This window comes from Paraburkholderia sabiae, from assembly GCF_030412785.1.
GTDB lineage: Bacteria > Pseudomonadota > Gammaproteobacteria > Burkholderiales > Burkholderiaceae > Paraburkholderia > Paraburkholderia sabiae.
This window is the reverse complement of the sequence record NZ_CP125295.1, coordinates 891,753-917,350: the sequence shown is the minus strand read 5'-3', so window position 1 is coordinate 917,350 and position 25,598 is coordinate 891,753. Positions and strand designations below refer to the sequence as shown.

Annotated in this window: 23 protein-coding genes and 1 other RNA gene; 6 read left to right on the top strand and 18 right to left on the bottom strand. The window is 62.5% G+C overall.

Translation table 11 applies throughout. The annotated features are described in order from the left end of the window. Positions 1-14 precede the first annotated feature (14 nt). Positions 15-1,223 carry a lytic murein transglycosylase B gene (gene mltB, locus QEN71_RS04140; RefSeq protein ID WP_201653264.1) on the top strand — a complete coding sequence of 403 codons (1,209 nt, stop codon included), beginning with the start codon at positions 15-17 and terminating at the stop codon, positions 1,221-1,223. A gap of 77 nt (positions 1,224-1,300) precedes the next feature. Here the strand turns inward: mltB and cysM are convergent, their stop codons facing one another. From cysM to gyrA, 17 genes are all read right to left on the bottom strand, one after another. Further along, a complete protein-coding gene (gene cysM / locus QEN71_RS04135; protein WP_201653261.1) occupies positions 1,301-2,203 on the bottom strand; it encodes a cysteine synthase CysM in 903 nt (300 codons plus the stop codon). A 317-nt stretch (positions 2,204-2,520) separates the two neighbouring features. Beyond that, on the bottom strand, positions 2,521-2,889 hold the full coding sequence (locus tag QEN71_RS04130) for a ComEA family DNA-binding protein (protein ID WP_201653258.1): 369 nt from the start codon (positions 2,887-2,889) through the stop codon (positions 2,521-2,523). 78 nt (positions 2,890-2,967) lie between these two features. Then, entirely contained in the window at positions 2,968-3,960 is a 993-nt protein-coding gene (gene rfaD / locus QEN71_RS04125; protein WP_201653255.1) for an ADP-glyceromanno-heptose 6-epimerase, read from the bottom strand. Between the two features lie 81 nt (positions 3,961-4,041). Further along, complete coding sequence (gene rfaE1, locus QEN71_RS04120; protein ID WP_233471970.1) at positions 4,042-5,040, bottom strand: D-glycero-beta-D-manno-heptose-7-phosphate kinase; 999 nt, start codon at positions 5,038-5,040, stop codon at positions 4,042-4,044. After that, a complete protein-coding gene (locus tag QEN71_RS04115) occupies positions 4,997-6,409 on the bottom strand; it encodes a UDP-glucose dehydrogenase family protein (protein WP_201653252.1) in 1,413 nt (470 codons plus the stop codon). Before QEN71_RS04115 ends, rfaE1 begins: the two co-directional genes overlap by 44 nt. A gap of 90 nt (positions 6,410-6,499) precedes the next feature. After that, positions 6,500-7,675: a lipopolysaccharide assembly protein LapB gene (gene lapB, locus QEN71_RS04110; RefSeq protein WP_201653249.1), complete on the bottom strand. Its 1,176-nt coding sequence runs from the start codon at positions 7,673-7,675 to the stop codon at positions 6,500-6,502. A gap of 56 nt (positions 7,676-7,731) precedes the next feature. Continuing rightward, complete coding sequence (locus QEN71_RS04105; RefSeq protein ID WP_109482019.1) at positions 7,732-8,025, bottom strand: LapA family protein; 294 nt, start codon at positions 8,023-8,025, stop codon at positions 7,732-7,734. Between the two features lie 331 nt (positions 8,026-8,356). Further along, on the bottom strand, positions 8,357-8,680 hold the full coding sequence (locus QEN71_RS04100) for an integration host factor subunit beta (protein ID WP_028369107.1): 324 nt from the start codon (positions 8,678-8,680) through the stop codon (positions 8,357-8,359). A 22-nt stretch (positions 8,681-8,702) separates the two neighbouring features. After that, the gene (gene rpsA, locus QEN71_RS04095; RefSeq protein WP_201653246.1) at positions 8,703-10,433 is read right to left on the bottom strand and encodes a 30S ribosomal protein S1; all 1,731 of its coding nucleotides are present in this window, start codon (positions 10,431-10,433) and stop codon (positions 8,703-8,705) included. Between the two features lie 151 nt (positions 10,434-10,584). Then, the gene (gene cmk / locus QEN71_RS04090) at positions 10,585-11,271 is read right to left on the bottom strand and encodes a (d)CMP kinase (RefSeq protein ID WP_201653243.1); all 687 of its coding nucleotides are present in this window, start codon (positions 11,269-11,271) and stop codon (positions 10,585-10,587) included. A gap of 48 nt (positions 11,272-11,319) precedes the next feature. Next, complete coding sequence (aroA, locus tag QEN71_RS04085) at positions 11,320-12,624, bottom strand: 3-phosphoshikimate 1-carboxyvinyltransferase (protein WP_201653240.1); 1,305 nt, start codon at positions 12,622-12,624, stop codon at positions 11,320-11,322. 17 nt (positions 12,625-12,641) lie between these two features. Then, complete coding sequence (locus tag QEN71_RS04080; protein ID WP_201653237.1) at positions 12,642-13,604, bottom strand: prephenate dehydrogenase; 963 nt, start codon at positions 13,602-13,604, stop codon at positions 12,642-12,644. 51 nt (positions 13,605-13,655) lie between these two features. Next, positions 13,656-14,771, bottom strand: a complete 1,116-nt coding sequence (gene hisC / locus QEN71_RS04075; RefSeq protein WP_201653235.1) for a histidinol-phosphate transaminase — start codon at positions 14,769-14,771, stop codon at positions 13,656-13,658. Between the two features lie 73 nt (positions 14,772-14,844). Then, positions 14,845-15,927, bottom strand: a complete 1,083-nt coding sequence (gene pheA, locus QEN71_RS04070; RefSeq protein WP_201653233.1) for a prephenate dehydratase — start codon at positions 15,925-15,927, stop codon at positions 14,845-14,847. A gap of 69 nt (positions 15,928-15,996) precedes the next feature. After that, positions 15,997-17,079, bottom strand: coding sequence for a 3-phosphoserine/phosphohydroxythreonine transaminase (gene serC, locus QEN71_RS04065; RefSeq protein WP_201653230.1), 1,083 nt, complete (start codon positions 17,077-17,079; stop codon positions 15,997-15,999). A gap of 213 nt (positions 17,080-17,292) precedes the next feature. Next, a complete protein-coding gene (locus tag QEN71_RS04060) occupies positions 17,293-17,901 on the bottom strand; it encodes a DUF2059 domain-containing protein (protein ID WP_201653226.1) in 609 nt (202 codons plus the stop codon). 117 nt (positions 17,902-18,018) lie between these two features. Then, complete coding sequence (gene gyrA / locus QEN71_RS04055; RefSeq protein WP_201653223.1) at positions 18,019-20,646, bottom strand: DNA gyrase subunit A; 2,628 nt, start codon at positions 20,644-20,646, stop codon at positions 18,019-18,021. 515 nt (positions 20,647-21,161) lie between these two features. Here gyrA and ompA point away from each other — a divergent pair. The 5 genes from ompA to QEN71_RS04030 all read left to right on the top strand — a co-directional run bounded on the left by ompA (position 21,162) and on the right by QEN71_RS04030 (position 24,429). Next, entirely contained in the window at positions 21,162-21,809 is a 648-nt protein-coding gene (gene ompA / locus QEN71_RS04050) for an outer membrane protein OmpA (protein ID WP_012400146.1), read from the top strand. Positions 21,810-22,025: 216 nt separating this feature from the next. Next, positions 22,026-22,724 (top strand): bifunctional 2-polyprenyl-6-hydroxyphenol methylase/3-demethylubiquinol 3-O-methyltransferase UbiG, encoded by a 699-nt coding sequence (ubiG, locus tag QEN71_RS04045; RefSeq protein ID WP_201653220.1) that lies wholly within the window; start codon positions 22,026-22,028, stop codon positions 22,722-22,724. A 36-nt stretch (positions 22,725-22,760) separates the two neighbouring features. Beyond that, positions 22,761-23,474 (top strand): HAD family hydrolase, encoded by a 714-nt coding sequence (locus QEN71_RS04040; RefSeq protein ID WP_201653217.1) that lies wholly within the window; start codon positions 22,761-22,763, stop codon positions 23,472-23,474. Between the two features lie 105 nt (positions 23,475-23,579). Beyond that, positions 23,580-23,949: a transfer-messenger RNA gene (gene ssrA, locus QEN71_RS04035) on the top strand. Positions 23,950-24,144: 195 nt separating this feature from the next. Continuing rightward, the gene (locus tag QEN71_RS04030) at positions 24,145-24,429 is read left to right on the top strand and encodes a PAAR domain-containing protein (RefSeq protein WP_201653214.1); all 285 of its coding nucleotides are present in this window, start codon (positions 24,145-24,147) and stop codon (positions 24,427-24,429) included. A gap of 39 nt (positions 24,430-24,468) precedes the next feature. Here QEN71_RS04030 and QEN71_RS04025 read toward each other — a convergent pair whose 3' ends face one another. After that, positions 24,469-25,596 carry a glycosyltransferase family 4 protein gene (locus tag QEN71_RS04025; RefSeq protein ID WP_201653211.1) on the bottom strand — a complete coding sequence of 376 codons (1,128 nt, stop codon included), beginning with the start codon at positions 25,594-25,596 and terminating at the stop codon, positions 24,469-24,471. Positions 25,597-25,598 lie beyond the last annotated feature (2 nt).

Sequence of the window (25,598 nt, the reverse complement as noted above, 5' to 3'; positions counted from 1 at the left end):
AGATCCAGTTCACCATGACCGTCAAGCTTGCTCCGTCCGCACTCCATCGGCTACGCGCAACGACTGTAGCCGCCGCGCTGTCCATCGCATGGTGCGCGTTCGCGGGAGTCGGTCCGGCTTCGGCGCAGACCGTCAACAGCAAGCCACGCGTGCAGCTCGCGCAGGGCCAGCCCGAGCAGCCGTCGCAAGGGCAGTTCGAAGAAGAGATCGTTCCGCAACGTTACGCGAACAATGCCGACGTCGACGCGTTCATCAACGACATGGCCGCGCGTTACGACTTCGACACCGCCGCATTGCACGCGCTATTCGCGCGCGTCAGCTATTCGGCCACGGCCGTGAAGCTCGTGACGCCTTCGCCAATTCCGTCGATCAAGAACTGGCGCGTGTATCAGGCGCGCTTTCTCGATCCGGTTCGCATCAACGCGGGTGTGAAATTCTGGCGCGCGAATCAGGCAACGTTGCAACGCGCCTACGAACAATATGGCGTGCCGCCGGAGGTGATCGTCGGCATCATCGGCGTCGAGACGATTTATGGGCGCTATATGGGCAACTTCCGTGTGCTCGACGCGCTCACCACGCTCTCGTTCGATTATCCGAACACGCCGAATCGCGCGGACCGGATGATCACGTTCCGAAAGAATCTCGAAGACTACCTGGTGTGGACACGCGATTCTCAAATCGATCCGACCACAGTGCTGGGTTCGTACACGGGCGCGATCGGCATTCCGCAGTTTCTGCCTAGCAGCATCGTCCAGTATGCAGTCGATTACGACGGCAACAAGAAGATCGATCTGCGCACGAGCCAGGCAGATGCGATCGGCAGCGTCGCGAATTATCTGAAGCAGAACGGCTGGGAAACGGGTCGTCCCGTCGTGTGGAACATCGCGACGGACACGGGCAGCCTCGGCATCGCGCAAGCCGCCGCGACGGGCGCGCCGGAGCCGCGCTGGTCGCTGCAGCAATTGCTGAAGGCGGGCATGCTGATGAACGAGCCGGGTCTCGACACACGCACGGAAGCGGGCACGCCGGTTACCGTCGTCGATCTGCCGTCGCCGGGCCGGGCCACGGAATATACGCTTGGGCTCAAGAATTTCTACGTGCTCACGCGCTATAACCGCAGCTTCTTCTATGCGCTTGCCGTGTATCAGCTTGGTGAACGCGTGAAGGCGCAGATGGCGGCGACGGACGCAGGCACTGCGTCGATGCCGGCAGCGTCGCAGTAATCGCGCTCACGTGACCATAAAAAACGCCGGCAGATGCCGGCGTTTTTCTTTGCAGAGCTGTGTGGAACGCGCTCGCGTTATGCGGGGAACACGCCCGTCGACAGATAGCGGTCGCCGCGATCGCAAACGATGAACACGATGGTCGCGTTCTCGACCTGGCGCGCGATACGCAGCGCCACTTCGCACGCGCCCGCCGACGAGATGCCGCAGAACACGCCTTCGACAGCCGCCATCCGGCGCGCCATCGCTTCCGACGCCGCCTGACTCACGTTTTCGACCCGATCGATGCGGCTGCGGTCGAAAATTTTCGGCAGATACGCTTCCGGCCATTTGCGGATGCCCGGAATGCGCGAGCCCTCTTCCGGCTGCGCGCCGATGATTTCGATCGACGGATTCTGTTCCTTCAGGTACTGCGACACGCCCATGATCGTGCCCGTCGTGCCCATCGCCGATACGAAGTGCGTAATGCGGCCTTCCGTGTCGCGCCAGATTTCGGGGCCCGTCGCTTCGTAGTGCGCGAGCGGATTGTCCGGATTGCCGAACTGGTCGAGGATGATGCCCTTGCCTTCGCGCTGCATCTGCTCTGCGAGATCGCGCGCGTATTCCATGCCACCCGTGACGGGCGTCAGCATGATCTGCGCACCGTACGCGGCCATGCTCTGACGGCGTTCCAGCGACAGGTCTTCCGGCATGATCAGGATCATCTTGTAGCCGCGGATGGCCGCTGCCATCGCGAGCGCGATGCCTGTGTTGCCGCTTGTCGCTTCGATCAGCGTGTCGCCCGGCTTGATGCGCCCGCGCAGTTCCGCTTTCTTGATCATCGACAGCGCCGGGCGGTCCTTCACCGAACCCGCAGGGTTGTTGCCTTCCAGCTTGCCGAGCACGACGTTGTTGCGCGCGCGGATGTCGTCGTCCACGACGCGGACGAGCTGAATGAGGGGCGTATTGCCGATCGTGTCTTCAATCGTTTTGTAAGCCATGTCGGTTGCGTGCTGTGACGGTGCGCGGAGTCTTGAATCCGTCGATTCTAAACTACCGGGCGCGGCGCTGCCGGCAGCCCCTGTCGCGTGCATGGATGCTTCGGCGCTCCCTTCCCTGCCACGAAGCGCCCCGGTGCACACGCAAAAAGCCGCGGCAGGCTGGATCTGCCGCGGGAGCCAGTCATCTGAACGACGGCCGAAGGAGTGACCTGTGGCAACTCCGAAGGGAAGCGTGAGACGGAGGCGAGCGCCCGCCCTGCGTGCCGGGACGTACCGGCGCACATCGGGCGCTCAGTTCATGCATTCAGACCGATGGGTTACTTCTTGACCACCACTGCCGTGTCGTTCTTCGCAGCGGACGCGGACTTCGCGTGCGGCGCCGCAGCCTGTGCGCCAGCAGCAGCGACAGCCGTCGCACCAGCGCCCGATGTACCGACAGCGAGACCTTCGGCCTGCAGACGCTCGACCGTATGGCCGCCGAGACCCTTGACCCGCTTGCTGAGATCCGACGCGTCCTTGAACGGACCGTGAGCCGAACGTTCGTCGAGAATGGCCTTCGCCTTCGCGGGACCGATACCCTTGATGCCGCGCAGCGCGGATTCGTTAGCGGAATTGACATCGACGGAGGCGAACGCCTGGCCGAAAGCGGCGAGCATGGCCGCCGTGACGAGGATTTTTTTGAACATATATGGAATCTCCCTGAAACACCGGCCGGTGACGATCACCGACCGGGAGACTCCAGTCTAGAGAGGTGTACGAACGATTTACACCTGGCCAGATAGCCAACGCACGTAGCGATCGACGCCTTCCTGCACCGTCAGGAACGGTGCGTCGTAGCCGGCTGCGCGCAGCTTGGTCTGGTCAGCTTGCGTGAAGCACTGATACTTGCCGCGCAACGCATCGGGAAACGGAACGTACTCGATCAGCCCGCGCTGCACCAGCTCCGCGAGCGATAGCGCCGGCTCGCCGTCGAGCGCACGCAGCGTGTTGACCACCGTCGACGCGATGTCGTTGAACGGCTGCGCACGCCCGCTGCCCAGATTGAAAATGCCCGACTTCTCCGGATGATCGAAGAAGTACAGATTCACCTTCGCCACGTCTTCGACGGAGACGAAATCGCGCGTCTGTTCGCCTGCCGCGTAGCCGTTGTACTCGCCGAACAGCTTCACCTTCCCTTCGGCGCGGAACTGGTTGAAGTTGTGAAACGCGACGGACGCCATGCGCGCCTTGTGCGATTCGCGCGGCCCGTACACGTTGAAATAGCGGAAGCCCGCGATCTGGCTCTTCGCCGTCGGCAACACACGGCGAATCACCTGGTCGAACAGGAACTTCGAATAGCCGTAGACGTTCAGCGGCGCCTCGACTTCGCGCTCTTCGACGAAACGCGTCGAGCCGCCATACGTTGCCGCCGACGACGCATACAGAAACTGCACGCCCTGTGCGAGACACGCATCGAGCACCGCGCGGCTGTAGCGGAAGTTGTTGTCCATCATGTAGCGGCCGTCGGTTTCCATCGTGTCCGAACAGGCGCCCTCGTGGAAAATCGCGCGCACCTTGCCGAAGTCGCCGCGCGCAAAGCGTTCGACGAATTCCGTCTTGTCGAGATAGTCGTCGATTTCGCAGTCGACGAGGTTCTTGAACTTGTCGGCGCGCGTCAGGTTGTCGACGGCGATGATGCGGTCTTCGCCGCGCTCGTTGAGCGCCTTGACGATGTTGCTGCCGATAAAACCAGCCGCGCCGGTGACGATGAGAGTCATGGTCGTCCTGCAGTGATGAGAGTCAACGGATGCGGAGATGAACCGCCGCGCGCCACGCGATGCAACGGGCGCGCGCGGGCATCAGTGAAAGAGTTCGTCGTAGTCGACAGTGGCCGTGCCGAGCTTGGCGACCACGATGCCGGCCGCGCGATTCGCGAGCGTCACGGCTTCTTCGAGCGGCAGGCCCGCGCCGAGCATCACGGCGAGCGTTGCGATCACGGTGTCGCCTGCGCCCGACACATCATACACTTCGCGGGCTACAGCCGCCGCGTGCAGCTTGCCCGAGTCGGAGAAGAGCGTCATGCCCTCTTCCGAGCGCGTGAGCAGCAGCGCCGTCAGCTCCAGCTCGGTGCGCAGCTTCGTCACGCGGTCCAGCAGATCGGCTTCGGACTTCCATTGCCCGACCACTTCGCGCAACTCCGCGCGGTTCGGCGTGATCAGCGTGGCGCCGCGATAGCGCTCCCAGTCATCGCCCTTCGGATCGACCAGTACCGGCTTGCCCGCCGCGCGCGCCTTCGCGATCATCTGCGTGACGTGCGTGAGGCCGCCCTTCGCGTAGTCCGACATCAGGATCACGTCGTGCGCGGGCAGCAGTGTGTCGTAGCGTGCGAGGCCCGCGAGCAGCGCTTCGTGTGCGGGCGCCTTCTCGAAATCGACGCGCAGCAGCTGCTGCTGGCGCGACAGCACGCGCAGCTTGATCGTGGTCGGCAACTCGGGATCGCGCTCCAGATGCGGCGCGACGCCGCTATCGTCGAGCAGTTGCACGACGCGCTCACCCGGCTCGTCGTGACCGACCACGCACAGCAAGCCAGCCTGTGCGCCAAGCGCCGCCGCGTTGCGCGCGACGTTCGCCGCGCCGCCCAACCGGTCTTCCTGCCGCTGAACGAGCACCACGGGCACGGGCGCTTCCGGCGAGATCCGGTTCACGTCGCCGAACCAGTAGCGGTCGAGCATCACGTCTCCGACCACCAGCACGCGCGCCGCAGCGAGGCGGTCGCGCGCGATGATGCCTACGTCGGGCGCGAGCGTCGCGCCTTCAGGTACGGCGGGAGTCGGATGAAGTTTGAGCGGGTCGTGCATAAGGACGTCCAATCGAGTGATAGTCGATGCCGAGCTCGGACATCGCCTCGGGTTCATACAGATTGCGGCCGTCGAAAATCAACGGCGTTTTGAGCTGCTTCTTCAGATGTCCGAAGTCCGGGCTCTTGAATTCCTTCCATTCCGTGACGATCACGAGCGCGTCGGCGCCTGTGAGCGTCTCGTCCTGTGTGCTCTCGAAATGCAGACGCGCCTGTTGCTCGGGTGCATTGGCCAGATCGAGCGCGAACACACGCTTCGCTTCCGTCGTCGCGACGGGATCGTACGCATGCACCGTCGCGCCGCGCGCGAGCAGTTGCGCAATCACGCGACGGCTCGGCGCTTCGCGCATGTCGTCGGTATTCGGCTTGAACGACAGGCCCCACACGGCAAACTTGCGGCCGCTCAGATCCTCGCCCAGCGAACCCGTGATCTTGCGCACGAGCACTTCCTTCTGCTCGCTATTGACCTCTTCGACGGATTCGAGAATGCGCAGGTTGTGACCCATCTCGGCGCCCGTGCGGATCAGCGCCTGCACGTCCTTCGGGAAGCACGAGCCGCCGTAACCGACGCCCGCGTACAGGAAGTGATAGCCGATGCGCGGGTCCGAGCCGATGCCGCGACGCACGGCCTCGATGTCCGCGCCGACGGTATCCGCCAGATTCGCCATCTCGTTCATGAACGAGATGCGCGTGGCGAGCATCGCGTTGGCTGCGTACTTCGTGAACTCGGCCGAACGCACGTCCATATACAGCGTGCGTTCGTGGTTGCGGTTGAACGGCGCGTACAGACGGCGGATCTTCTCGCGTGCCTTGTCGCCGTCCTCGTCGTTGTCCACGCCGACGACGATGCGATCCGGACGCATGAAGTCCTCGACGGCCGCGCCTTCTTTCAGAAATTCCGGATTCGATACGATCGAAAAGCCGTGCTGCGCGCTGTCCTTGAGGCCGCGCTTCGCCAGCTCTTCCGCGATCACGCCGCGCACGCGCTGCGCGGTGCCGACGGGCACCGTCGATTTGTCGACGACGACCTTGAACTCGTTCATCGTGCGGCCGATGTTGCGCGCGGCTTCGAGCACGTATTGCAGGTCGGCCGAACCGTCTTCATCGGGCGGCGTGCCGACGGCGATGAACTGGACTTCACCGTGCGCGACGCTGGCCGCGACGTCCGTGGAAAACGTGATACGCCCTGCCGCGCGCGAACGCGCGATGATTTCCTGCAGGCCCGGCTCGTGAATCGGCATGCCACCGTTGTTGAGAATGTCGATCTTGCGCGGATCGACATCCAGACAGAAAACGTCGTTGCCGACTTCGGCAAGGCATGCGCCCGTGACAAGACCTACGTAACCCGTTCCGATAATGGTGATTTTCATACGCTTCCCGGTAGATGATGCGGGTTCAATGTTCGACGCTTCGGTGCTGCGCGACGGCCCTGTGACATGCGTTCATGCACGCGACCGGCATCAGCTCGATGCCGTGATCGGCTCGACGCGGCGCGGCGCGTAGGTTTCCCAACCGCTGCAGCCCGGACACTGCCAATAGAACAGGCGCGCCCGGAAGCCGCAGTTCTGGCAGGTGTACCGCGGCAGATTCTTGGTGCGCTGGCGGATCAGCGTGCGCATCAGTTCCAGTTCGCTGCGGCGCGGCTCTTCGGCCACCGCCTGCTGCGCTTCGAGCAGGCGCGTCATGCCCGCGAGATTCGGCGACTTCTGCATCTGCGTGCGCGCGAGCGCGTGCGCCGCTTCGGGACCGCGCAGCGCCGAGACGTGCTGATACGCGACGTCGAGCAGATCGTTCGACGGATAGCGGTCGACCCACGTCGTCAGCAGATCGGCGCCGTCTGCCTGACGGCCAAGCGCTTCGTACGCCTTCATCAGCTTTTCGGCGACGAGGGGCAGATAGGACGCGTTCTGTTCCTCGACTCGCAGCCATTGCTCGATCGCCTTCTCGTACTGTCCGGCCGCCGCGTCGACGTCGCCGAACAGGATCGTCGCGCGCACGTTCTGCGGATGCGCCTTCAGCGCGAGATCCAGCTGACGGCGTGCCTCGTCCGGATTCTTCTGCTGCAGCGCTTCCTGTGCCAGTTCGCAATGGAAGTGGCCAATATCCTTGTCGAGCGACGCGGCGCCCATCGTTTCGAGCCGCCGCGCGGTATCGATCGACTTGTTCCAGTCCTTCTCGATCTGATAGATCGTGAGCAGCGCGCGCTGTGCGCCGAGCGCATAGTCACCCGATTCGAGCGCCTTGAAGGTCTCTTCCGCGCGATCCAGCAGGCCGGCTTTCAGGAAGTCCTGGCCCAGTTCGTACAACGCATGGTCGCGCTCGGTGACGGGCAGATCCGCACGGCTCAGCAGGTTCTGGTGCACGCGGATCGCGCGATCCGTTTCGCCGCGACGCCGGAACAGATTGCCGAGCGCGAAGTGCAGTTCAATCGTTTCCGGGTCGAGCTTGACGACTTCGATGAAGGCGTCGATGGCCTGGTCCGGCTGCTCGTTCAACAGAAAGTTTAGTCCGCGAAAATAAGAGCGCGGCAGATTGGCGCTTTCGGACAGCAGCGCCTTGAGGTCGTAGCGCGCAGCCACCCAGCCGAACGCAAACGCGACGGGTATGACAAGCAGCCACCAGAGGTCTAGATCCATGCGAATGTGCGGAGTGCGAAAGAGGCCGTGCGCCAGTGGCACACGGCGTTAGAAGGCTAGATGAGCGGGGGCATCGGCGGCTCTTCGACGACAGCGGGCGTTTCGCGCGCCACGCGCAGCTCGCGCTTCAGCCGGCCGTTTTCCATCCGCAGACGGAACATCGCCGGCAGCGACGATACGAGCCCGGCCAGCAGGCCGACGACGAAGAACGCCAGCCCGATCAGAATCAACGGCGCCTGCCACGCATACCCGGCGAGGAAATTCAGCGTAGCGCTTTGCGTATTGGACAGTGCAAGCACCAGCAGCAGCACGAACACCAGTACGCGAATCAGCCAGACGATAAATTTCATGTATTGATCTCTTGACGGCGGTTGCGGGATGACGCCGGCTTGATGACGCGTCGCGCCACGGTGTTCGCCCGCGCCGAAGTGACCCGTATTGTAAATGAAGCCTATGGGGACTGGCAGAGGCATGCCGCTCGTGATGCCTTACTGTCGCTAAAGGGATGAGAAATGTGCGCGATCGTGGTGTGAATCGGCCTCGGAACGCGGCCTTGGAGCCGATTCACTTGCGACAGACGAAAAAAAAGCGCCCTAAGGCGCTTTTTTCTGGTCAATGCCGTTTGACTGGCTTAGCCGCGGCGAACTTCAACCGGAACTGCGAAAACTACACAGAGCCGGCTCAAAGATCGTCGTCCGCGGCTTCGTCTTTCAAAGGCTCGCCCGCACGACGATCGACGCGTTCGCGCAACTCCTTGCCAGGCTTGAAGTGCGGCACGTGCTTCTCGGGCACCAGCACTTTTTCGCCCGACTTCGGGTTGCGCCCGACGCGGGATGGACGGCGGTTCAAGCCAAAGCTGCCGAAGCCGCGAATTTCGATGCGATGGCCGTTCGCCAAGGCGTCCGACATCGCATCGAGCATCGTCTTCACCGCGAAATCCGCATCCTTGAGGACAAGTTGCGGAAATCGCGTAGCCAGCTGGGCGACCAATTCCGATTTGGTCATACTGCAGCAGACCCCTTAAGGCTTACTGGTTCTGGCCGTCGAGCTTGGCCTTCAGCAGCGCGCCGAGGTTCGTCGTGCCGCTTGCTGCCGAGTTCGTGTCGGCTTGCAGGCCGCGCATCGCTTCCTGTTGCTCAGCCGAGTCCTTCGCCTTGATCGACAGGTTGATGCCACGCGACTTGCGGTCGATGTTGATGATCATCGCATTGACCTTGTCGCCTTCCTTCAGCACGTTGCGAGCGTCTTCCACGCGGTCTTGTGCGATTTCCGAAGCGCGCAGGTAGCCTTCGACGTCTGCCGTCAGCTGAACCACTGCACCCTTCGCGTCCACCGTCTTGACCACGCCGTCGACGATCGAACCCTTGTCGTTCATTGCAACGAAGTTGCTGAACGGGTCGCCTTCGAGTTGCTTGATACCCAGCGAAATACGTTCCTTCTCGACGTCGATGCCGAGAACGATCGCTTCCACTTCGTCGCCCTTCTTGTACTTGCGGACAGCTTCTTCGCCCGTTTCCGACCACGACAGGTCCGACAGGTGAACCAGACCGTCGATGCCGCCAGGCAGACCGATGAAGACGCCGAAGTCGGTGATCGACTTGATTGCGCCTTGCAGCTTGTCGCCCTTCTTGAAGTTGCGGCTGAAGTCGTCCCACGGATTCGGCTTGCACTGCTTCATGCCGAGGCTGATACGGCGGCGGTCTTCGTCGATCTCGAGGACCATGACTTCGACTTCGTCGCCCAGCTGGACAACCTTCGACGGCGCAACGTTCTTGTTCGTCCAGTCCATTTCCGACACGTGGACGAGGCCTTCGATGCCCGACTCGACTTCAACGAATGCGCCGTAGTCGGTGATGTTCGTGACCTTGCCGAACAGACGCGTGCCCGACGGGTAACGGCGCGAAATGCCTTCCCACGGATCGTCGCCCAGTTGCTTGATACCGAGCGAAACGCGGTTCTTTTCCTGGTCGAACTTGAGGATCTTTGCCGTGACTTCCTGGCCAACCGACAGAACTTCCGACGGGTGACGCACGCGACGCCATGCGATGTCGGTGATGTGCAGCAGGCCGTCGATACCGCCCAGATCCACGAACGCGCCGTAGTCGGTGATGTTCTTGACCACGCCTTCGACGATCGCGCCTTCCTTCAGCGTCTCGAGCAGCTTTGCGCGCTCTTCGCCTTGCGTCGCTTCGATCACAGCGCGGCGCGACAGCACCACGTTGTTACGCTTGCGGTCCAGCTTGATGACGCGGAATTCCAGCGTCTTGCCTTCGTACGGCGTCGTGTCCTTGACAGGGCGCGTGTCGACCAGCGAGCCCGGCAGGAACGCGCGGATGCCGTTGACCATGACGGTCATGCCGCCCTTGACCTTGCCCGTGATCGTGCCCGTCACGAGTTCGTTGTTGTCGAGGGCCTTTTCCAGCGACAGCCACGAAGCCAGACGCTTCGCCTTGTCGCGCGACAGGATCGTGTCGCCATAGCCGTTTTCCAGCGCGTCGATCGCGACGGAAACGAAGTCGCCCGCCTGCACTTCTACCTCGCCCGCGTCATTCAGGAACTCTTCGAGCGGGATGTAGGCTTCGGACTTGAGACCAGCGTTGACGACCACGAAGTTGTGATCGACACGCACGACTTCGGCGGAGATCACTTCGCCAGCGCGCATGTCCTGCTTGGTCAGCGACTCTTCAAACAGAGCCGCAAAGGATTCGGTATTCGGGGTAGAGGTTTGCAGGTCGGACATAAAAATCTGATATTGCATGGTTCTCGCAGCGTCAGGTGAACCACCACGGTTCAGCACTACGGCAAGGAGCGAAAGCCATACGGGGTTAAGGGTTAAACAATCGCCTCGCGTTTCACCGCAAGGCACCAACACGACTACTCAAAAACATTCGATGCGGTCTGTTCCGCGTTCAGCTTTGCGGAACCAGCTCCCGGTACCATTGCACCACCTGTTCGACCGCCTGGTCGATCGACAATGCAGAGGTGTCGAGCAGCTGCGCATCTGCCGCAGGCTTGAGTGGCGCGGCTGCGCGCTGACTGTCGCGCTCGTCGCGTTCACGCAAATCCCGGAGCAAGTCATCCATATTAGCAGAAAATCCTTTTTGGATCAATTGCTTATGCCGGCGGGCGGCGCGCGCCTCGACGCTGGCCGTCAAAAACACCTTCAGCGCGGCGTCAGGAAAGATCACGGTGCCCATATCGCGGCCGTCGGCAACCAGGCCCGGCTGCTTGCGGAAAGCCCGCTGACGGGCCACTAGCGCGGCCCTGACGGGTGCGTGAATGGCGATCGCCGAAGCCCGGTTGCCAATTTCCTCGGCGCGGATGTCGGTCGACACGTCGGCGCCATCCAGCTGCGCGATGCCTTCGCGAAAGGTGATATGGAGTTCACCGACCAGTTTTGCAAGTGCGTCGGCGTCATCGGCGGCGATGTCGTAGCGCACGCTGGCGAGCGCGGCGAGCCGGTACAGCGCGCCGCTGTCGAGCAGGTGAAAGCCGAGCTCGGCGGCGACCAGCGCGGCCACCGTGCCTTTGCCGGATGCGGTGGGGCCGTCGATCGTGATGACGGGCGTCTGGTGAAAGGGGCGGGTCGGTTTCATCGGAGAGGTCGCCCGTCGGAACGGGCGGCACGTGTAGTCAAAGCGGGATCAGGGTTGCGCGAGCGCCAGGAAGCGCTCGAAATAATCGGGGAACGTCTTGCCGACGCATTTCGGATCGTTGATCCGAACGGGCACGCCACCGAGACTCACCAGCGAGAAGCACATCGCCATCCGGTGGTCGTCGTAGGTGTCGATCGCGGCATTCGGGGTCAGCTTTTCGGGCGGCGCGACGACGAGGAAATCCTCGCCCTCCTGCACTTTCGCGCCGACCTTGCGCAATTCCGTCGCCATCGCGGCGATGCGGTCGGTTTCCTTCACACGCCAGCTGGCGATATTGCGCAGCGTAGACGTGCCGTCCGCGAACAGCGCGGCGACCGCGATGGTCATGGCCGCGTCGGGGATCAGGTTGAAGTCCATGTCGATCGGGTCCAGCTTGCCGTGATCGTTGCCGACACCGCGCACTTCGATCCAGTCGTCGCCCATCGTCACGTTCGCGCCCATTTTCATCAGCGCCGTCGCGAAACCGACATCGCCCTGGATGCTCGCGCGCCCCACGCCTTCGACGCGCAGCGGTCCGCCGCCCAGCGCGCCCGCCGCGAGGAAATACGACGCCGACGACGCGTCGCCTTCCACCATGATCTTGCCCGGCGACTGATAGCGCACGCCGCTCGGAATCGTGAAACGCTCCCAGCCGAAACGCTCGACCTCGATGCCGAAGCGCTGCATCAGCTTGATCGTGATCTCGATGTACGGCTTCGAGATCAGTTCGCCCGCCACTTCCACGACCGTCACGCCGCTTTCCGTCTTCACAAGCGGCAGCGTCATCAGCAGCGCCGTCAGAAACTGGCTCGACACGTCGCCGCGCACGCGGATAGGCGCCTCGACCGAAATCTGCGCCGGACGAATACGCAGCGGCGGAAAGCCTTCGTTCTCTTCGTAGTCGATCTTCGCGCCGATCTGCCGCAGACCGTCGACCAGATCGCCGATCGGCCGCTCATGCATACGCGGCACGCCGTGAATCCGATAGTCGCCGCCGTTCACGGCAAGCGCGGCCGTCAGCGGGCGCACTGCCGTGCCCGCGTTGCCGAGGAACAGGTCGGCGCGCGCCGCCGGCAGCGCGCCGCGCGTGCCCGTCACGACACAGGTGTCGCCGTCGCGCTTGACCTTCACGCCGAGCTTTTCGAGCGCGTCGAGCATCACCCGCGTGTCGTCCGAATCGAGCAGATTCGTGATCGTCGTTTCGCCTTCGGCCAGCGCCGCCAGCAATAGCACGCGATTCGAGATGCTCTTCGAGCCGGGCAGACGAACCGTGCCGGATGCACGGGAAAACGGTCCGAGATCGAGATGTTCCATGTGAATTCCAGTGTCCTTTATTTCGACGCGTCGTCGGCGGGCGAGCGCGCGGGCGACGGCTTCTTCGACGGCGCGGCACGTTCCTGCCACGCGCTGCGTGCCGTGCGCGAGCGCGCAAATACCGCTTCGAGCGTCGCGCCGTCGCCGGCTTCGATCGCCGCGCGCAGCCGCGCCAGCACAGCCGTGTAGTCGTCAATTTCATCCAGCAGCGCCGCGCGATTGGCCACGCAGACGTCGCGCCACATTTCCGGGCTCGACGCAGCGATCCGCGTGAAGTCACGGAATCCGCCGGCGGCGAACGAGAACTTCAGTTCAGCATCGGATGAATTGAGAATCTGCTCAACCAGCGCGAACGACAACACGTGCGGCAGATGACTGACCGACGCGAACACGCGGTCATGCTGCCCCGCCGACATCGCGTGCACACTCGCGCCCGTCGCGCGCCACATTGCGGCAATACGCTCGACGGCGCCCGGCGCGTTCTCCGGCAACGCGCACAGCACGACGTTTCGATTCACGTACAGGTCCGGCAACGCCGCTTCGACGCCGCTCGACTCGCGACCTGCGATCGGATGTCCCGGCACGAACTGATTGATGCGCTCGCCCAAAGCAGCATGCGCCGCCGCGACGACGTCGGATTTCGTGCTGCCGGCGTCGGTAACGATGGTGCGCGGATCCAGGAACGGCGCGATGCGTTCGAGCAAAGGCTGCGTCTGAGCAACGGGCGCAGCCAGCAGCACGACGTCGGCGCCGTCGAGCGCGTCGCGCAACGCGGCGTCATCCGTTAGCGCGGCGCTCGCGTCGATCACGCCCAACTCAAGCGCGCGCTCCGTCGATGCAGCCGAGCGGCCCACACCGATCACGCGCCGCGCGCCGCCTACGTCGCCGCGTTCGCGCAACGCGCGAGCGAGCGATCCGCCGATCAGCCCGACGCCGAAAATCACCAGTTTGTCGAAAGAGAACGCTGCCACGTCAGTCACAGAAAAAACGCGCCCCGCTGTCGGTGAGGCGCGTGGATTGCATGGATACGCTCAGGCCGTCGTCGCGAGCGTCTTTTCGAGCGCCGCGATGAACGCCTCGTTTTCTTCAGGCAGGCCGATCGTCACCCGCAGCCACTGCGGCAGACCATAGCTACCCACCGGCCGCACGATCACGCCCTGCTTCAGCAATTCGAGATTCACGCGATTGCCCGCCGCATCGTCATTGCCGACGCGCACCAGCACGAAGTTGCCGAACGACGGCACGTATTCGAGACCGAGCTTGTCGAACACCTCCGTCAAACGACGATAGCCCTGAGCATTCAGTTCCGCGCTCTTCTGCAGGAACGGCTTGTCGTTCAGCGCGGCGATCGCGGCCGCTTGCGCGAGCGTGTTCACATTGAACGGCTGACGCAGACGGTTCATCAGATCCGTCAATTCCGGTTGCGCAATCGCGAAACCGACGCGCAGGCCAGCCAGACCAAACGCCTTCGAGAACGTGCGCGATACCAGCAGATTCGGATAGCGACGAACCCACGCGATCGAGTCGTAGCGCTTGTCGGCGCTCAGGTATTCCGTGTAAGCCTCGTCGAGCACGACGACCACGCTGCGCGGCACCTTCGACAGGAACGCTTCGATGGTCGCGCCGTCGATGAACGTGCCCGTCGGGTTGTTCGGGTTCGCGACGAACACAAGGCGCGTGTCGTCGTCGATCGCGGCGAGCATCGCGTCGAGATCGTGGCCGTATTCGACAGCCGGCACGACGATCGCGCGTGCGCCGAGGCCTTGCGTCGCCAGCGCATACACGGCGAACGAATATTGCGCGTAGACGACCGACTGGCTCTTCTCGACGAACGCGTGCGCGGCCAGTTCGAGAATGTCGTTGCTGCCGTTGCCGAGCGTGATCCACTCGGCGGGCACGTCGTAGTGCTCGGCCAACGCGGCCTTCAACTCGAACGCGTTGGCGTCCGGATAGCGGCCGAGTTCGCTGGCAGCCTGCGCCATCGCCGTCTTCGCCGAGTCGGGCATGCCGAGCGGATTCTCGTTCGACGCCAGCTTCACGATCCGCGCTTCGTCCAGACCGAATTCGCGCGCGACTTCCGAGATCGGCTTGCCAGCCACATAAGGCGCGATCGCGCGGACGTAGGACGGACCGAAAGACGTTGTCATGGATATCTCCGGGTAGCTATCAGGCTTGCGTGTGATTGGGTTGCTTGCTTGCGAAACGAAAGCGGGCCGCGTTTCAGCGGGCGCGCGGATACGAGCCGAGTATCTTCAGGAAGTCGGCCTTCTGGCCGAGTTCGGCGAGCGCGCCGGACACGGACGCATCGTCGCGATGCCCTTCGACGTCGATGTAGAAGTAGTACTCCCACGTGCCGACGCGGGCCGGACGCGACTCGAAGCGCGTCATCGACACGCCGTGCTTCGCGAGCGGCTCCAGCAGCTTGAACATCGCGCCCGGCTCGTTCGCGACCGACACGATCAGCGACGTCTTGTCGTAGCCGCTCGCGCCCGTCGGCTGCTTGCCGATCATCACGAAGCGCGTGCGGTTGTGCGGATCGTCCTGGATCAGCGCATAAGCGACCTGCAGGCCGTATTGCGTCGCGGCGCGGTCGCCGGCGATAGCCGCGATGGTCGGATCTTCGGCCGCCATGCGCGCGGCTTCGGCGTTGCTCGACACCGCCTGGCGCTCGACGTGCGGCGCGTGCGTCGCCAGCCAGCGCTGGCACTGCGCAAGCGCCTGCGCGTGTGCGCACACGCGCGTCACGCCCGCCAGGCCGCCGTTGAGCGTCAGCAGATTGTGGTGGATCGGCAAAGCCAGTTCGCCGCCGATCAGCAACTGCGTTTGCAGCAGCAGATCGAGCGTGCGCGACACCGCGCCTTCCGTCGAATTTTCGATGGGCACCACGCCGAATTCCGCGCCGCCTGCCTCGACCGAACGGAACACTTCGTCGATCGACGAACACGGCAGACCTTCGATCGATTGACCGAAGTACTCGTGCATCGCCTGTTCGCTGTAGGTGCCCGCCGGGCCGAGATACGCCGCGGTGATGTTCTTTTCGAGCGCACGGCTCGCGGCCATGATCTCGCGCCAGATCGCGCTGATGTGCTCGCCGGCCAGCGGGCCGTCGCTCATGTCCTGCAGACGCGCGATCACCTGCTGCTCGCGCTCCGGACGAAACACGGGCGCGTTGAAGTGCTTCTTCACCTCGCCGACTTCGAGCGCGACCGCCGCACGTTGATTCAGGAGCGCGATGAGCTGCGCGTCGATCGCGTCGATCCGTTCGCGCAGCGGTTTGAGTTGAGAATTGAGTTCGTCGTCCATGCTTCTAAAGGGCCAATTCGGGTCCGGCAGGGCCCGGTTCGGAGAGGATGCGCGCCGCGACCGCAAAGATCACGCGCTGCGCTGTTCGAATTCCCTCATGTACTCGACAAGCGCTTTGACGCCTTCGAGCGGCACCGCGTTGTAAATCGACGCCCGCATGCCGCCGACGGACTTGTGGCCCTTCAGCTGCACCAGCCCGCGCGCTTTCGCGCCGGCCAGGAAATCTTCATTGCGCGACTCGTCGGCGAGGAAGAACGGTACGTTCATCCGCGACCGCGCGTTGCGTTCCACCTTGTTCAGATAAAAATTCGACGAGTCGATCGTGTCGTACAGCAGCTTCGACTTTTCGACGTTGCGTGCCTCGATCGCCGTCAACCCGCCCAGCTTCTTCAACCACTTGAACACCAGCCCGGCGATGTAGATCGCGTACGTGGGCGGCGTGTTGTACATCGAATTGTTCAGCGCGACCGTCTTCCATTCGAACGCCGACGGACAGATGCTCATCGAACGTTCCAGCAGATCCTCGCGCACGATCACGACGGTCACGCCCGCCATGCCGATATTCTTCTGCGCGCCGCCGAACAGCACGCCGTACTTGGCGACGTCCATCGGGCGCGACAGGATGTGCGACGAAGCGTCGGCGACGAGCGGAATATCACCGAGGTCGGGAATTTCGAACGTCTCGACGCCGTGGATCGTTTCGTTCGTGCACAGGTGCACGTAGGCGGGGTCGTCGGACAGATTCCACTCGGCGCGCGCCGGAACGTGCGTGAAGCCTTCCGCCGTTTCGCCGCTCGCAGCCAGATGCACTGTGCCGTATTTCTGTGCTTCCTTGAACGACTTTTGCGACCAGGAGCCCGTCACGACGAAGTCCGCGCGCGCCTTGCGGCCCATCAGGTTCATCGGCACGATCGCGTTTTCGCCGAGCCCGCCGCCTTGCAGGAAGAGAATCTGATGACTGGACGGCACCTGCAGCAGTTCGCGCAGGTCCGTCAGCGCCTCTTCATGAATCGTCATGAATTCTTTGCCGCGATGGCTCATTTCCATCACGCTCATGCCGCTGCCGCGCCAATCGAGCATTTCGTCGGCTGCCTGGCGCAGCACTTCTTCGGGCATGGCCGCCGGACCGGCGGAGAAATTGAAGACGCGCATCGTGAGAACCCTGGGAAGCAGGCGCGCGGCGTGTGAAAGAGCCGGAGACCGCGCCTGAAAGAAAATGGCCGTCTGCGCGCAAGCGCAAACGGCCATTATCGCATTGACGCTCAAAACCCGCCAAACCTCGGCGTTTCAAGGGGTTTCACGCATTTCCCTTTTACGCCGCCTGTGACGGACGCTTCGAACGCCGTTCTGCCTTGCTCGACCTGCTTACTTCGCCGGCTTGACGGAAGCGACTTCCTTGTCAGCCTGGTCGCGCGTCGCCTTGATCGATTGCGGCATGTACTTCTGCATCAGACCGTTCACGACGTCGCGGCCAACCTGGTCTTGAACCTGGATGAACTTGCGGCCCGTCGGGCTCTTGTAGAACGCGGTCAGGTCGTTGATTTCCTGCACGCTGTAGTACTTCGCGTAGGCGTCGTACTGAGCTTGCATCGCGTCCTGCTTGAATGCGTCCGTTGCGAACACCTGGCCCGCCGAGTCAACCAGCTTCGGCACAGCGTTCTTTTGCAGCGCCGGGACGGAAGCCTGCTTCTGCTTGTCCGTCATCGTCTTGTTTTCCGACAGTGCGTCCGACAGGATTGCCGGGACGAGCTGCTTGGCCTGCATCTGCGCGCTGTTGCCGATGGCGCCGACCAGCTTCTGTGCGTCGATCGCGTCGAGCAGATTCTTGATGGCAGCCTGTTTAGCCGGATCAACCGGAGCAGCGGCAGCGGCGGGAGCAGCCGGGGCCGGCTGCTGGTTTTGCAGCGCTTGCGCCATCGCGAGCGTCGGCACGAAAGCGGCCAGGACCATCAACTGCTTGAAACGGTTTTGCATCACTACTCCCTAAGAGAAATTAACCTGGTTGCTTCACCGCGCAGGCGCTGCATCGATTCCGATGCACTCAGACTGCCCGCGCGGCTTTACGCATTACTTGAGAAGCTTCGCTGCGGATTACGACGTTTCGCTTTCATCACCGCCGGCTTCGTCGGCAGGCAGGTCGGCGTCGCCGTCCACGTCAGCTTCCGCTTCGGCAATCTGTTGCAGACCGGAAAGCTTGGTGCCTTCATCAAGGCTGATGAGTGTAACACCTTGCGTTGCGCGGCCCATTTCTCGAATTTCCGACACGCGCGTCCGGATCAGCACGCCCGTATTGGTGATCAGCATGATCTGCGCTTCCGGGTCGACCAGCGTCGCGGCGACCACCTTGCCGTTACGCTCGGACGTCTGGATTGCGATCATGCCCTTTGTGCCACGGCCGTGACGCGTGTACTCGGTGATCGGCGTGCGTTTGCCGTAGCCGTTTTCCGTTGCCGTCAGCACTGACTGCTGCTCGTCGCCCGCCACCAGCAGCGCGATGACGCTCTGTCCGTCTTCGAGCTGCATGCCGCGCACACCACGCGCTTCGCGGCCCATCGGACGGACATCGTTCTCGTCGAAACGCACCGCTTTGCCCGAATCCGAGAACAGCATCACGTCGTGCTCGCCGTCGGTGATAGCCGCGCCGATCAGATAGTCGCCGTCATCCAGACCGACCGCGATGATGCCCTTCTTCAGCGGACGGCTGAAGGCTTCGAGCGGCGTCTTCTTGACGGTGCCGAGCGCCGTCGCCATGAAAACGAACTTGTCGGCCGAAAATTCCTTCACGGGCAGAACGACCGTGATCTTCTCGCCTTCCTGCAGCGGGAACATATTGACGATCGGACGACCGCGCGAATTGCGCGAACCCTGCGGCACTTCGTAAACCTTCAGCCAGTACACGCGGCCGCGGTTCGAGAAGCACAGGATGTGATCGTGCGTGTTCGCGATGAAGAGCGTGTCGATCCAGTCGTCTTCCTTCATCTGGGTCGCCTGTTTGCCGCGACCTCCGCGCTTCTGGGCGCGATATTCCGACAACGGCTGCGATTTCACGTAACCGGAGTGCGACATCGTCACGACCATGTCCTGCGGCGTGATGAGGTCTTCCGTGTTCAGCTCGGTCGCGTTCATCTCGATCTTCGAGCGGCGTTCGTCGCCAAATTCGCTCTTGATCGTGACGAGTTCGTCGAAGATGATGGAAGTTATGCGTTCCGGACGTGCGAGGATGTCGAGCAGGTCGGCGATCTGGGCCATCACGTCGCGATACTCGCCGATGATCTTGTCCTGCTCCAGACCCGTCAGGCGTTGCAGACGCATCTGCAGGATTTCCTGAGCCTGCGTGTCCGACAGACGGTAGAGACCGTCGCCCTGCATGCCGTACGCCGGGTTCAGCCCTTCCGGACGATACGCAGCGCGGCCGCCCGACGTCGCGTTGTCGGCTTCCGCGCGCTGCAGCATCTCGCGCACGATCGACGAATCCCAAGAGCGGTCCATCAACTCCTGTTTCGCGATAGGCGGCGTGGGCGCAGCCTTGATGATCGCGATGAAGTCGTCGATGTTGGCGAGCGCGACGGCGAGGCCTTCGAGCACGTGGCCGCGTTCGCGCGCCTTGCGCAGTTCGTATACAGTGCGCCGCGTCAGCACTTCGCGACGATGCGACAGGAAATGCGAGAGCATTTCCTTCAGGTTCAGCAGCTTCGGCTGGCCGTCGACGAGCGCGACCATGTTCATGCCGAACGTGTCCTGGAGCTGCGTTGCCTTATACAGATTGTTGAGAATGACCTCAGGCACTTCGCCGCGCTTCAGCTCGATCACGACGCGCATACCGCTCTTGTCGGATTCGTCGCGAATGTCCGAGATGCCTTCCAGCTTTTTCTCATTCACCAGCTCGGCGATACGCTCGAGCAGCGAACGCTTGTTCACCTGATACGGCAGTTCGTCGACGATGATCGCCATGCGCTGACCGCGATCGATCTCTTCGAAGTGCGTGGTCGCGCGCATCACGACGCGCCCGCGTCCCGTGCGGTAGCCGTCGCGCACACCCTGCACGCCGTAGATGATGCCGGCCGTCGGGAAGTCCGGCGCCGGCACGATCTCGATCAGTTCGTCGATCGTCGCTTCGGGGTTCTTCAGCAGGTGGTGACAGGCGTCGACGATTTCGTTCAGGTTGTGCGGCGGAATGTTCGTCGCCATGCCGACTGCAATACCCGACGAACCATTGATCAGCAGGTTCGGAATGCGCGCGGGCAGAATGGACGGCTCGTTTTCGCTGCCGTCGTAGTTCGGCTGGAAGTCGACCGTTTCCTTGTCGATGTCGGCGAGCAGTTCGTGGCCGATCTTCGCCATGCGGATTTCGGTGTAGCGCATCGCCGCGGCATTGTCGCCGTCGACTGACCCGAAATTGCCTTGTCCATCGACGAGCATGTAGCGCAGCGAAAAGTCCTGCGCCATCCGGACGATCGTGTCGTAGACAGCCGAGTCGCCGTGCGGATGGTACTTACCGATTACATCGCCGACGATACGCGCCGATTTCTTGTACGCCCGGTTCCAGTCGTTGTTCAGTTCGTGCATGGCGTACAGCACGCGCCGGTGCACCGGCTTCAGGCCATCGCGGACATCGGGAAGCGCGCGCCCTACGATCACGCTCATCGCGTACTCGATATACGAGCGGCGCATTTCCTCCTCTAGGGAGATTGGTAGAGTCTCTTTGGCGAATTGATCCATTGTCCGTATCGTTTACGCGCGAAGACGATGAGGGAAACGCGTTCTTCACCTCACCGCTTGGGCCTACCCCTGGGTGTACTTCCTGTGCGGCTGCGAGCGCAGCGCATCACGCGATTCTATCATGCGGCGCACCCGCCCCCGGCGACGTGCGTATACCTATTAGTGGGACGTCGAAAAACGGCACTTGGAAGCGCCTCGCGCGCGTGATGACCGGGCCCGGAAAATGCTCCTTGTCAAGCCGCCCGAAGCGGCCTCCGGCGGCCTCTTGACGAACTTGACACCTTTTGTTGCGCATGCACCACATTCGACCGGGCGTATGGATAGGGGGCGGATTTTTTTATCGTCGGAAGGGAACGATATGGCAAAATGCCAACGCACAAGTTTAGACACTGCTCGAAGTCTATACACAGCGTCTTTTGTTCTGCACCGATGTTATACTTCGAGCAATGTATGACTGGTCTACGTCAACAGGCTCGCAGTAAACCTGCGGTAATCTCAATTTCGAGAGGAGAAATATGAATAAACTTTCAAAGCTCGCGTTCATTGCAGCTACCGCAGTTATGGCTGCATCCGCTTCGGCACAGTCGGTGCCGGCGTCGCGACAAGCCACGAACGACAACTGGGTGAACGGCACCGGCGAATACGTGTGGATGAACGGCACGAACGAGCTTTGCTGGCGCGATGCGTTCTGGACGCCGGCAACGGCTAACGCAAAGTGCGATGGCGCACTGGTCGCACAAGCACCGACCCCGCCGGCACCGGCACCGGTTGCTCCGGCAATCACCAGCCAGAAGATCACGTACCAAGCTGATACGCTGTTCGACTTCGACAAGGCTATCCTGAAGCCGGCTGGCAAGGAAAAGCTGGACGATCTGGCATCGAAGATTCAAGGCCTGAACCTGGAAGTCGTCGTGGCCACGGGCTACACCGACCGCATCGGTTCGGACAAGTACAACGACCGTCTGTCGCTGCGTCGTGCACAAGCTGTCAAGGCATACCTGGTCAGCAAGGGCATCGAAGCCAACCGAATCTACACGGAAGGCAAGGGCAAGCGCAACCCGGTTACGACGGGCTGCAACCAGAAGAACCGCAAGCAACTCATCGCCTGCCTCGCACCGGATCGTCGCGTGGAAGTCGAAGTTGTCGGTACTTCGAAGCAGTAAGCTACAGAATACCGCAGTATGCAAGCCCCGCTTCGGCGGGGCTTTTTTTATGCCCTCGTGCTCGGCCAGAGCTAGGACGAAGCCGCGACAACCGCGCCGCCCGCGCTGCGCAAGCCGTCAGCGACCCGGCGCTTTTTGCCCGTCCGTGCCCAGCCCTATATACTCAGGGTTTCTCCGATCCACCCCGCTCTTCCTGCCCTCGAGGCCGCATCCGTCATGACCAACGCCGATCCCCACGAACTGCAGAAATTCAGCGATCTCGCGCATCGTTGGTGGGATCCGAACGCCGAGTTCAAACCTTTGCACGAGCTTAATCCCGTGCGGCTCAACTGGATCGACTCGCACGCGTATCTCGCAGGCAAGCGCGTGCTCGACATTGGCTGCGGCGGCGGGATTCTGTCGGAATCGATGGCGACGCTGGGCGCAGATGTGAAGGGAATCGACCTGTCCAACGAAGCTTTGGGCGTCGCGGATCTTCACAGCCTTGAAAGCGGTGTAACGGTAAATTACGAAGAAATCGCGGCGGAAGCGCTGGCGGCCCGCGAACCCGCGTCTTTCGACGTCGTCACGTGCATGGAAATGCTCGAACACGTGCCGGATCCGTCGAAGGTCGTCGAGGCGTGCAAGACGCTCGTCAAGCCCGGTGGCTGGGTGTTCTTTTCGACGCTCAACCGCAACGTGAAGTCGTATCTGCTGGCCGTCATCGGCGCCGAGTACGTCGCGCGCATGCTGCCGAAGGGGACGCACGACTACGCCCGCTTCATCCGCCCGTCGGAGCTCGCCGGTTTCGCACGCGCCGCTGGTTTGCACACCGCGGACATCAAGGGCATCACGTACAACCCGCTGACACGCCACTTCGGCCTGTCGAGCGATACCGATGTGAACTACATGCTCGCGTGCCGTCGCGAAGCCTGATCCATTTTTAGCGTCCGGTTAACTGCACCTACTTAAATGAGCGATCCCACGCCCCTGCCTCAGCGAGAAGACGAAGAAGCATCGATCGGTCTTTGCCAGGGCATTCTGTTCGACCTCGACGGCACGCTGGCCGACACAGCGCCCGACCTTGCCGCAGCCGTGAACAGGATGCGCCATGATCGCGGCCTCGAGATGGTGCCGCTGGAACAGTTGCGGCCGCTCGCGTCGGCGGGCGCACGCGGGCTGCTTGGCGGCGCCTTTGGCATCGGCCCGGAGCATCACGACTACGCGTCGATGCGCGACGAGTTCCTCGCCAACTACGAAGCCGATCTTTGCATCGAAACCATTCTGTTTCCTGGTATCGGCGAGATTCTCGACGACCTCGACTCACGCGGCGTGCGCTGGGGCATCGTGACGAACAAGGTCGCCCGGCTGACGGAACCGCTGGTCGCCCAACTCGGGCTGGATACGCGTGCGGGCTGCGTCGTCAGCGGCGACACGACACCGCATTCGAAGCCACACCCCGCGCCGCTCCTGCACGCGGCGAAGGAACTGGATCTGTCGCCGGAGCGGATCGTGTACATCGGCGACGATCTGCGCGACGTGCAGGCAGGCTTTGCGGCCGGCATGGTGACCGTCGCCGCCGCCTACGGTTATTGCGGCAACGACATTCCGCCGACGCAATGGCACGCGAAGCACGTCGTCAATTCGACGGCCGAATTGCTGGGTCTGTTGCGCGACATCAGTTGACGCGACGCCGTTCAGCGTCGACGCCGCGAATGTTTCGCCGTGACTCGCGCGGGCGGCTATTGTAAAATGGATTCTTGGGCCACATCTGTGGCTCATTCCTTCTGCGGGGGCGACCTGGTTTCGACAGGGGTTGCGAAGCGGCTAGGGCATGTCGAGGACCCGTCACCTCGTTAATCAATGGGAAAAACGTAACTGCAAACGACGATACGTTCGCACTGGCAGCCTAAGGGCCGCCGTCCTCTGCCTAGTTCACTGACGGGCTAGTGTCGCAAGACCGGTAGCAATACCGACAGAGGTCATATACGTCAGTTAAGCCTTGGCGGCGTCACGACGTCCGGGTCGAAAATCTAGTGAATCGCCGTAGCGCAGCGTGTTCGTCCGCGTCGCTGCGGTTAAATCAAAAGACAGAACTAAACATGTAGAACTAGTCGTGGAGGACTTCTGGACGCGGGTTCGATTCCCGCCGCCTCCACCAATTTTCAATCTGGTGATACCGCAGGACAGAAACCCGCACGGCGTAAGCTCTGCGGGTTTTTTGTTGCCCTCGGCGTTCACACCGCCCTTCTCACGCCATTTTCAACCTTTTCTGATAGCGGCTCGATCCGGCATGAAGTCAAATGTGCGAACCCAAATTCGCTCAGCACAACTAATCAAACAAGGATGCCCGAACATGAACCAGATAGCCGATCCCATCATGGCCCGCCTCGGCGACCTCACCGACCACGGCGGCAAGATTGTCGAGGCTGCGCAGGATCTGCTCGAAGACGACATCGGCGTGGCGCTCGACGGCCATCTGGTTGCATGTCCGCGCTGCGGCGGCAAATACCAGATCATCGCCAGCGGAAGACGCCGGCACAACGGCAAGCGCATCGCCTACATCGGCGACATCACGATGTGCGGCGCAACGCTCGTACGAGACACCCAGGAGCCGGGCGCTGCGCCGACTGCACCTTAGCAGCGAGCGCCGCCGCACCGAACGAGAAAGCGCGAACGGTCACGCTGCAGCGCGCCCGTACACCTCTTCCGTTTCCCGAATGAACTTGCTGTTGCAGAACTCGCGCTCGGCTTTCGTGCGCGCGCTTTGCCCCATTGCAGGAAGGCGATTGCGGTTCGCGAGCATCGTGCGCAGCCGCTCGGTCATCGCTTGCGTGTCGCGCGGCTCGACGACCCAGCCGTCGACGCCATCGTCGACGTTGTCCGGCAAGCTCGCGTAGCGCGTGACGAGCACGGGCCGCCCCATCGACATCATCTCGCGGCACGCGAACGAAATGCTCTCGATCGCGTACGACACGATAAAGCCGACGTCGAATGCCGCGATATAGTCGCGAACGTCTTCCGTGAAACCCGTGATCAGCAGATGCTCGCTCATGTTCAGCGATTCGATCGCCTGACGCTGCTCGTCATTCGGCTCCGTGCCGACTACCACGAGCACGACCTGCTTGCGCAATTCGTCGGGCAACGCGGCGACGGCGGCGACCATGTCCATCGTTCCCTTGTACCAGTCGAAGCCGGTGATCGTGCCGACCACGAGCTTGCCCGCATGCGCGGCGCCTAACAGCGCGTCGCGTTTGCGCGCGGCGAGCGCGTTTTCGACGGGCGAGTAAAAGCCGATGTCCACGCCATTCGGGATCACCGACATCCCGCAATCCGCGTACACCGAGCCTTCCAGCAGCTTCGCCGCGGGATTCGACACGGCAATCACATGATGCGTCGCGCGCCGCGCCTTGAGCTTTGTCATGAAGTCGCGCTTGACGCGGATCGTGTTGTGCTTCGTGAACACGAAATACGGACGCTTGAACGAAGCGAACATCGTCGCCAGCATCACCAGCCGGTGATCGGGCGAGCCGTTCACATGGACCACGTCGAAACGCTCGCGCTTGAGCAGCGCGCGCAATTCCCGGATCGCGCCGACAAAGCGACCCAGCTCTTTCAGCTTGGCGGGAAATTCCATCGGCAGCGCGCGGATATCGGAGACCGCGCTCGCATGCTGCAAAAGGCGGCTGGTCTTCGGCGCGCCGACGACGACGTCATGACGCGCGGCGAGACCGCGCGCGATCGAAACGACATACGTGTCGTGACCGCCTCCACGACCGTTATGGAAGTTGGTCAGTAGTATTTTCATGC

Coding starts and splice junctions, on each gene's coding strand:
- lapB (WP_201653249.1), bottom strand. CDS start 7,675: ATGGATCTAGACCTCTGGTGGCTGCTTGTCATACCCGTCGCGTTTGCG.
- QEN71_RS04115 (WP_201653252.1), bottom strand. CDS start 6,409: ATGAAAATCACCATTATCGGAACGGGTTACGTAGGTCTTGTCACGGGC.
- rfaD (WP_201653255.1), bottom strand. CDS start 3,960: ATGACTCTCATCGTCACCGGCGCGGCTGGTTTTATCGGCAGCAACATC.
- QEN71_RS04060 (WP_201653226.1), bottom strand. CDS start 17,901: ATGCAAAACCGTTTCAAGCAGTTGATGGTCCTGGCCGCTTTCGTGCCG.
- ubiG (WP_201653220.1), top strand. CDS start 22,026: ATGACCAACGCCGATCCCCACGAACTGCAGAAATTCAGCGATCTCGCG.
- rfaE1 (WP_233471970.1), bottom strand. CDS start 5,040: ATGCACGACCCGCTCAAACTTCATCCGACTCCCGCCGTACCTGAAGGC.
- rpsA (WP_201653246.1), bottom strand. CDS start 10,433: ATGCAATATCAGATTTTTATGTCCGACCTGCAAACCTCTACCCCGAAT.
- cmk (WP_201653243.1), bottom strand. CDS start 11,271: ATGAAACCGACCCGCCCCTTTCACCAGACGCCCGTCATCACGATCGAC.
- QEN71_RS04100 (WP_028369107.1), bottom strand. CDS start 8,680: ATGACCAAATCGGAATTGGTCGCCCAGCTGGCTACGCGATTTCCGCAA.
- pheA (WP_201653233.1), bottom strand. CDS start 15,927: ATGGACGACGAACTCAATTCTCAACTCAAACCGCTGCGCGAACGGATC.
- cysM (WP_201653261.1), bottom strand. CDS start 2,203: ATGGCTTACAAAACGATTGAAGACACGATCGGCAATACGCCCCTCATT.
- hisC (WP_201653235.1), bottom strand. CDS start 14,771: ATGACAACGTCTTTCGGTCCGTCCTACGTCCGCGCGATCGCGCCTTAT.
- aroA (WP_201653240.1), bottom strand. CDS start 12,624: ATGGAACATCTCGATCTCGGACCGTTTTCCCGTGCATCCGGCACGGTT.
- QEN71_RS04105 (WP_109482019.1), bottom strand. CDS start 8,025: ATGAAATTTATCGTCTGGCTGATTCGCGTACTGGTGTTCGTGCTGCTG.
- QEN71_RS04130 (WP_201653258.1), bottom strand. CDS start 2,889: ATGTTCAAAAAAATCCTCGTCACGGCGGCCATGCTCGCCGCTTTCGGC.
- ompA (WP_012400146.1), top strand. CDS start 21,162: ATGAATAAACTTTCAAAGCTCGCGTTCATTGCAGCTACCGCAGTTATG.
- QEN71_RS04040 (WP_201653217.1), top strand. CDS start 22,761: ATGAGCGATCCCACGCCCCTGCCTCAGCGAGAAGACGAAGAAGCATCG.
- mltB (WP_201653264.1), top strand. CDS start 15: ATGACCGTCAAGCTTGCTCCGTCCGCACTCCATCGGCTACGCGCAACG.
- QEN71_RS04025 (WP_201653211.1), bottom strand. CDS start 25,596: ATGAAAATACTACTGACCAACTTCCATAACGGTCGTGGAGGCGGTCAC.
- serC (WP_201653230.1), bottom strand. CDS start 17,079: ATGCGCGTCTTCAATTTCTCCGCCGGTCCGGCGGCCATGCCCGAAGAA.
- QEN71_RS04030 (WP_201653214.1), top strand. CDS start 24,145: ATGAACCAGATAGCCGATCCCATCATGGCCCGCCTCGGCGACCTCACC.
- gyrA (WP_201653223.1), bottom strand. CDS start 20,646: ATGGATCAATTCGCCAAAGAGACTCTACCAATCTCCCTAGAGGAGGAA.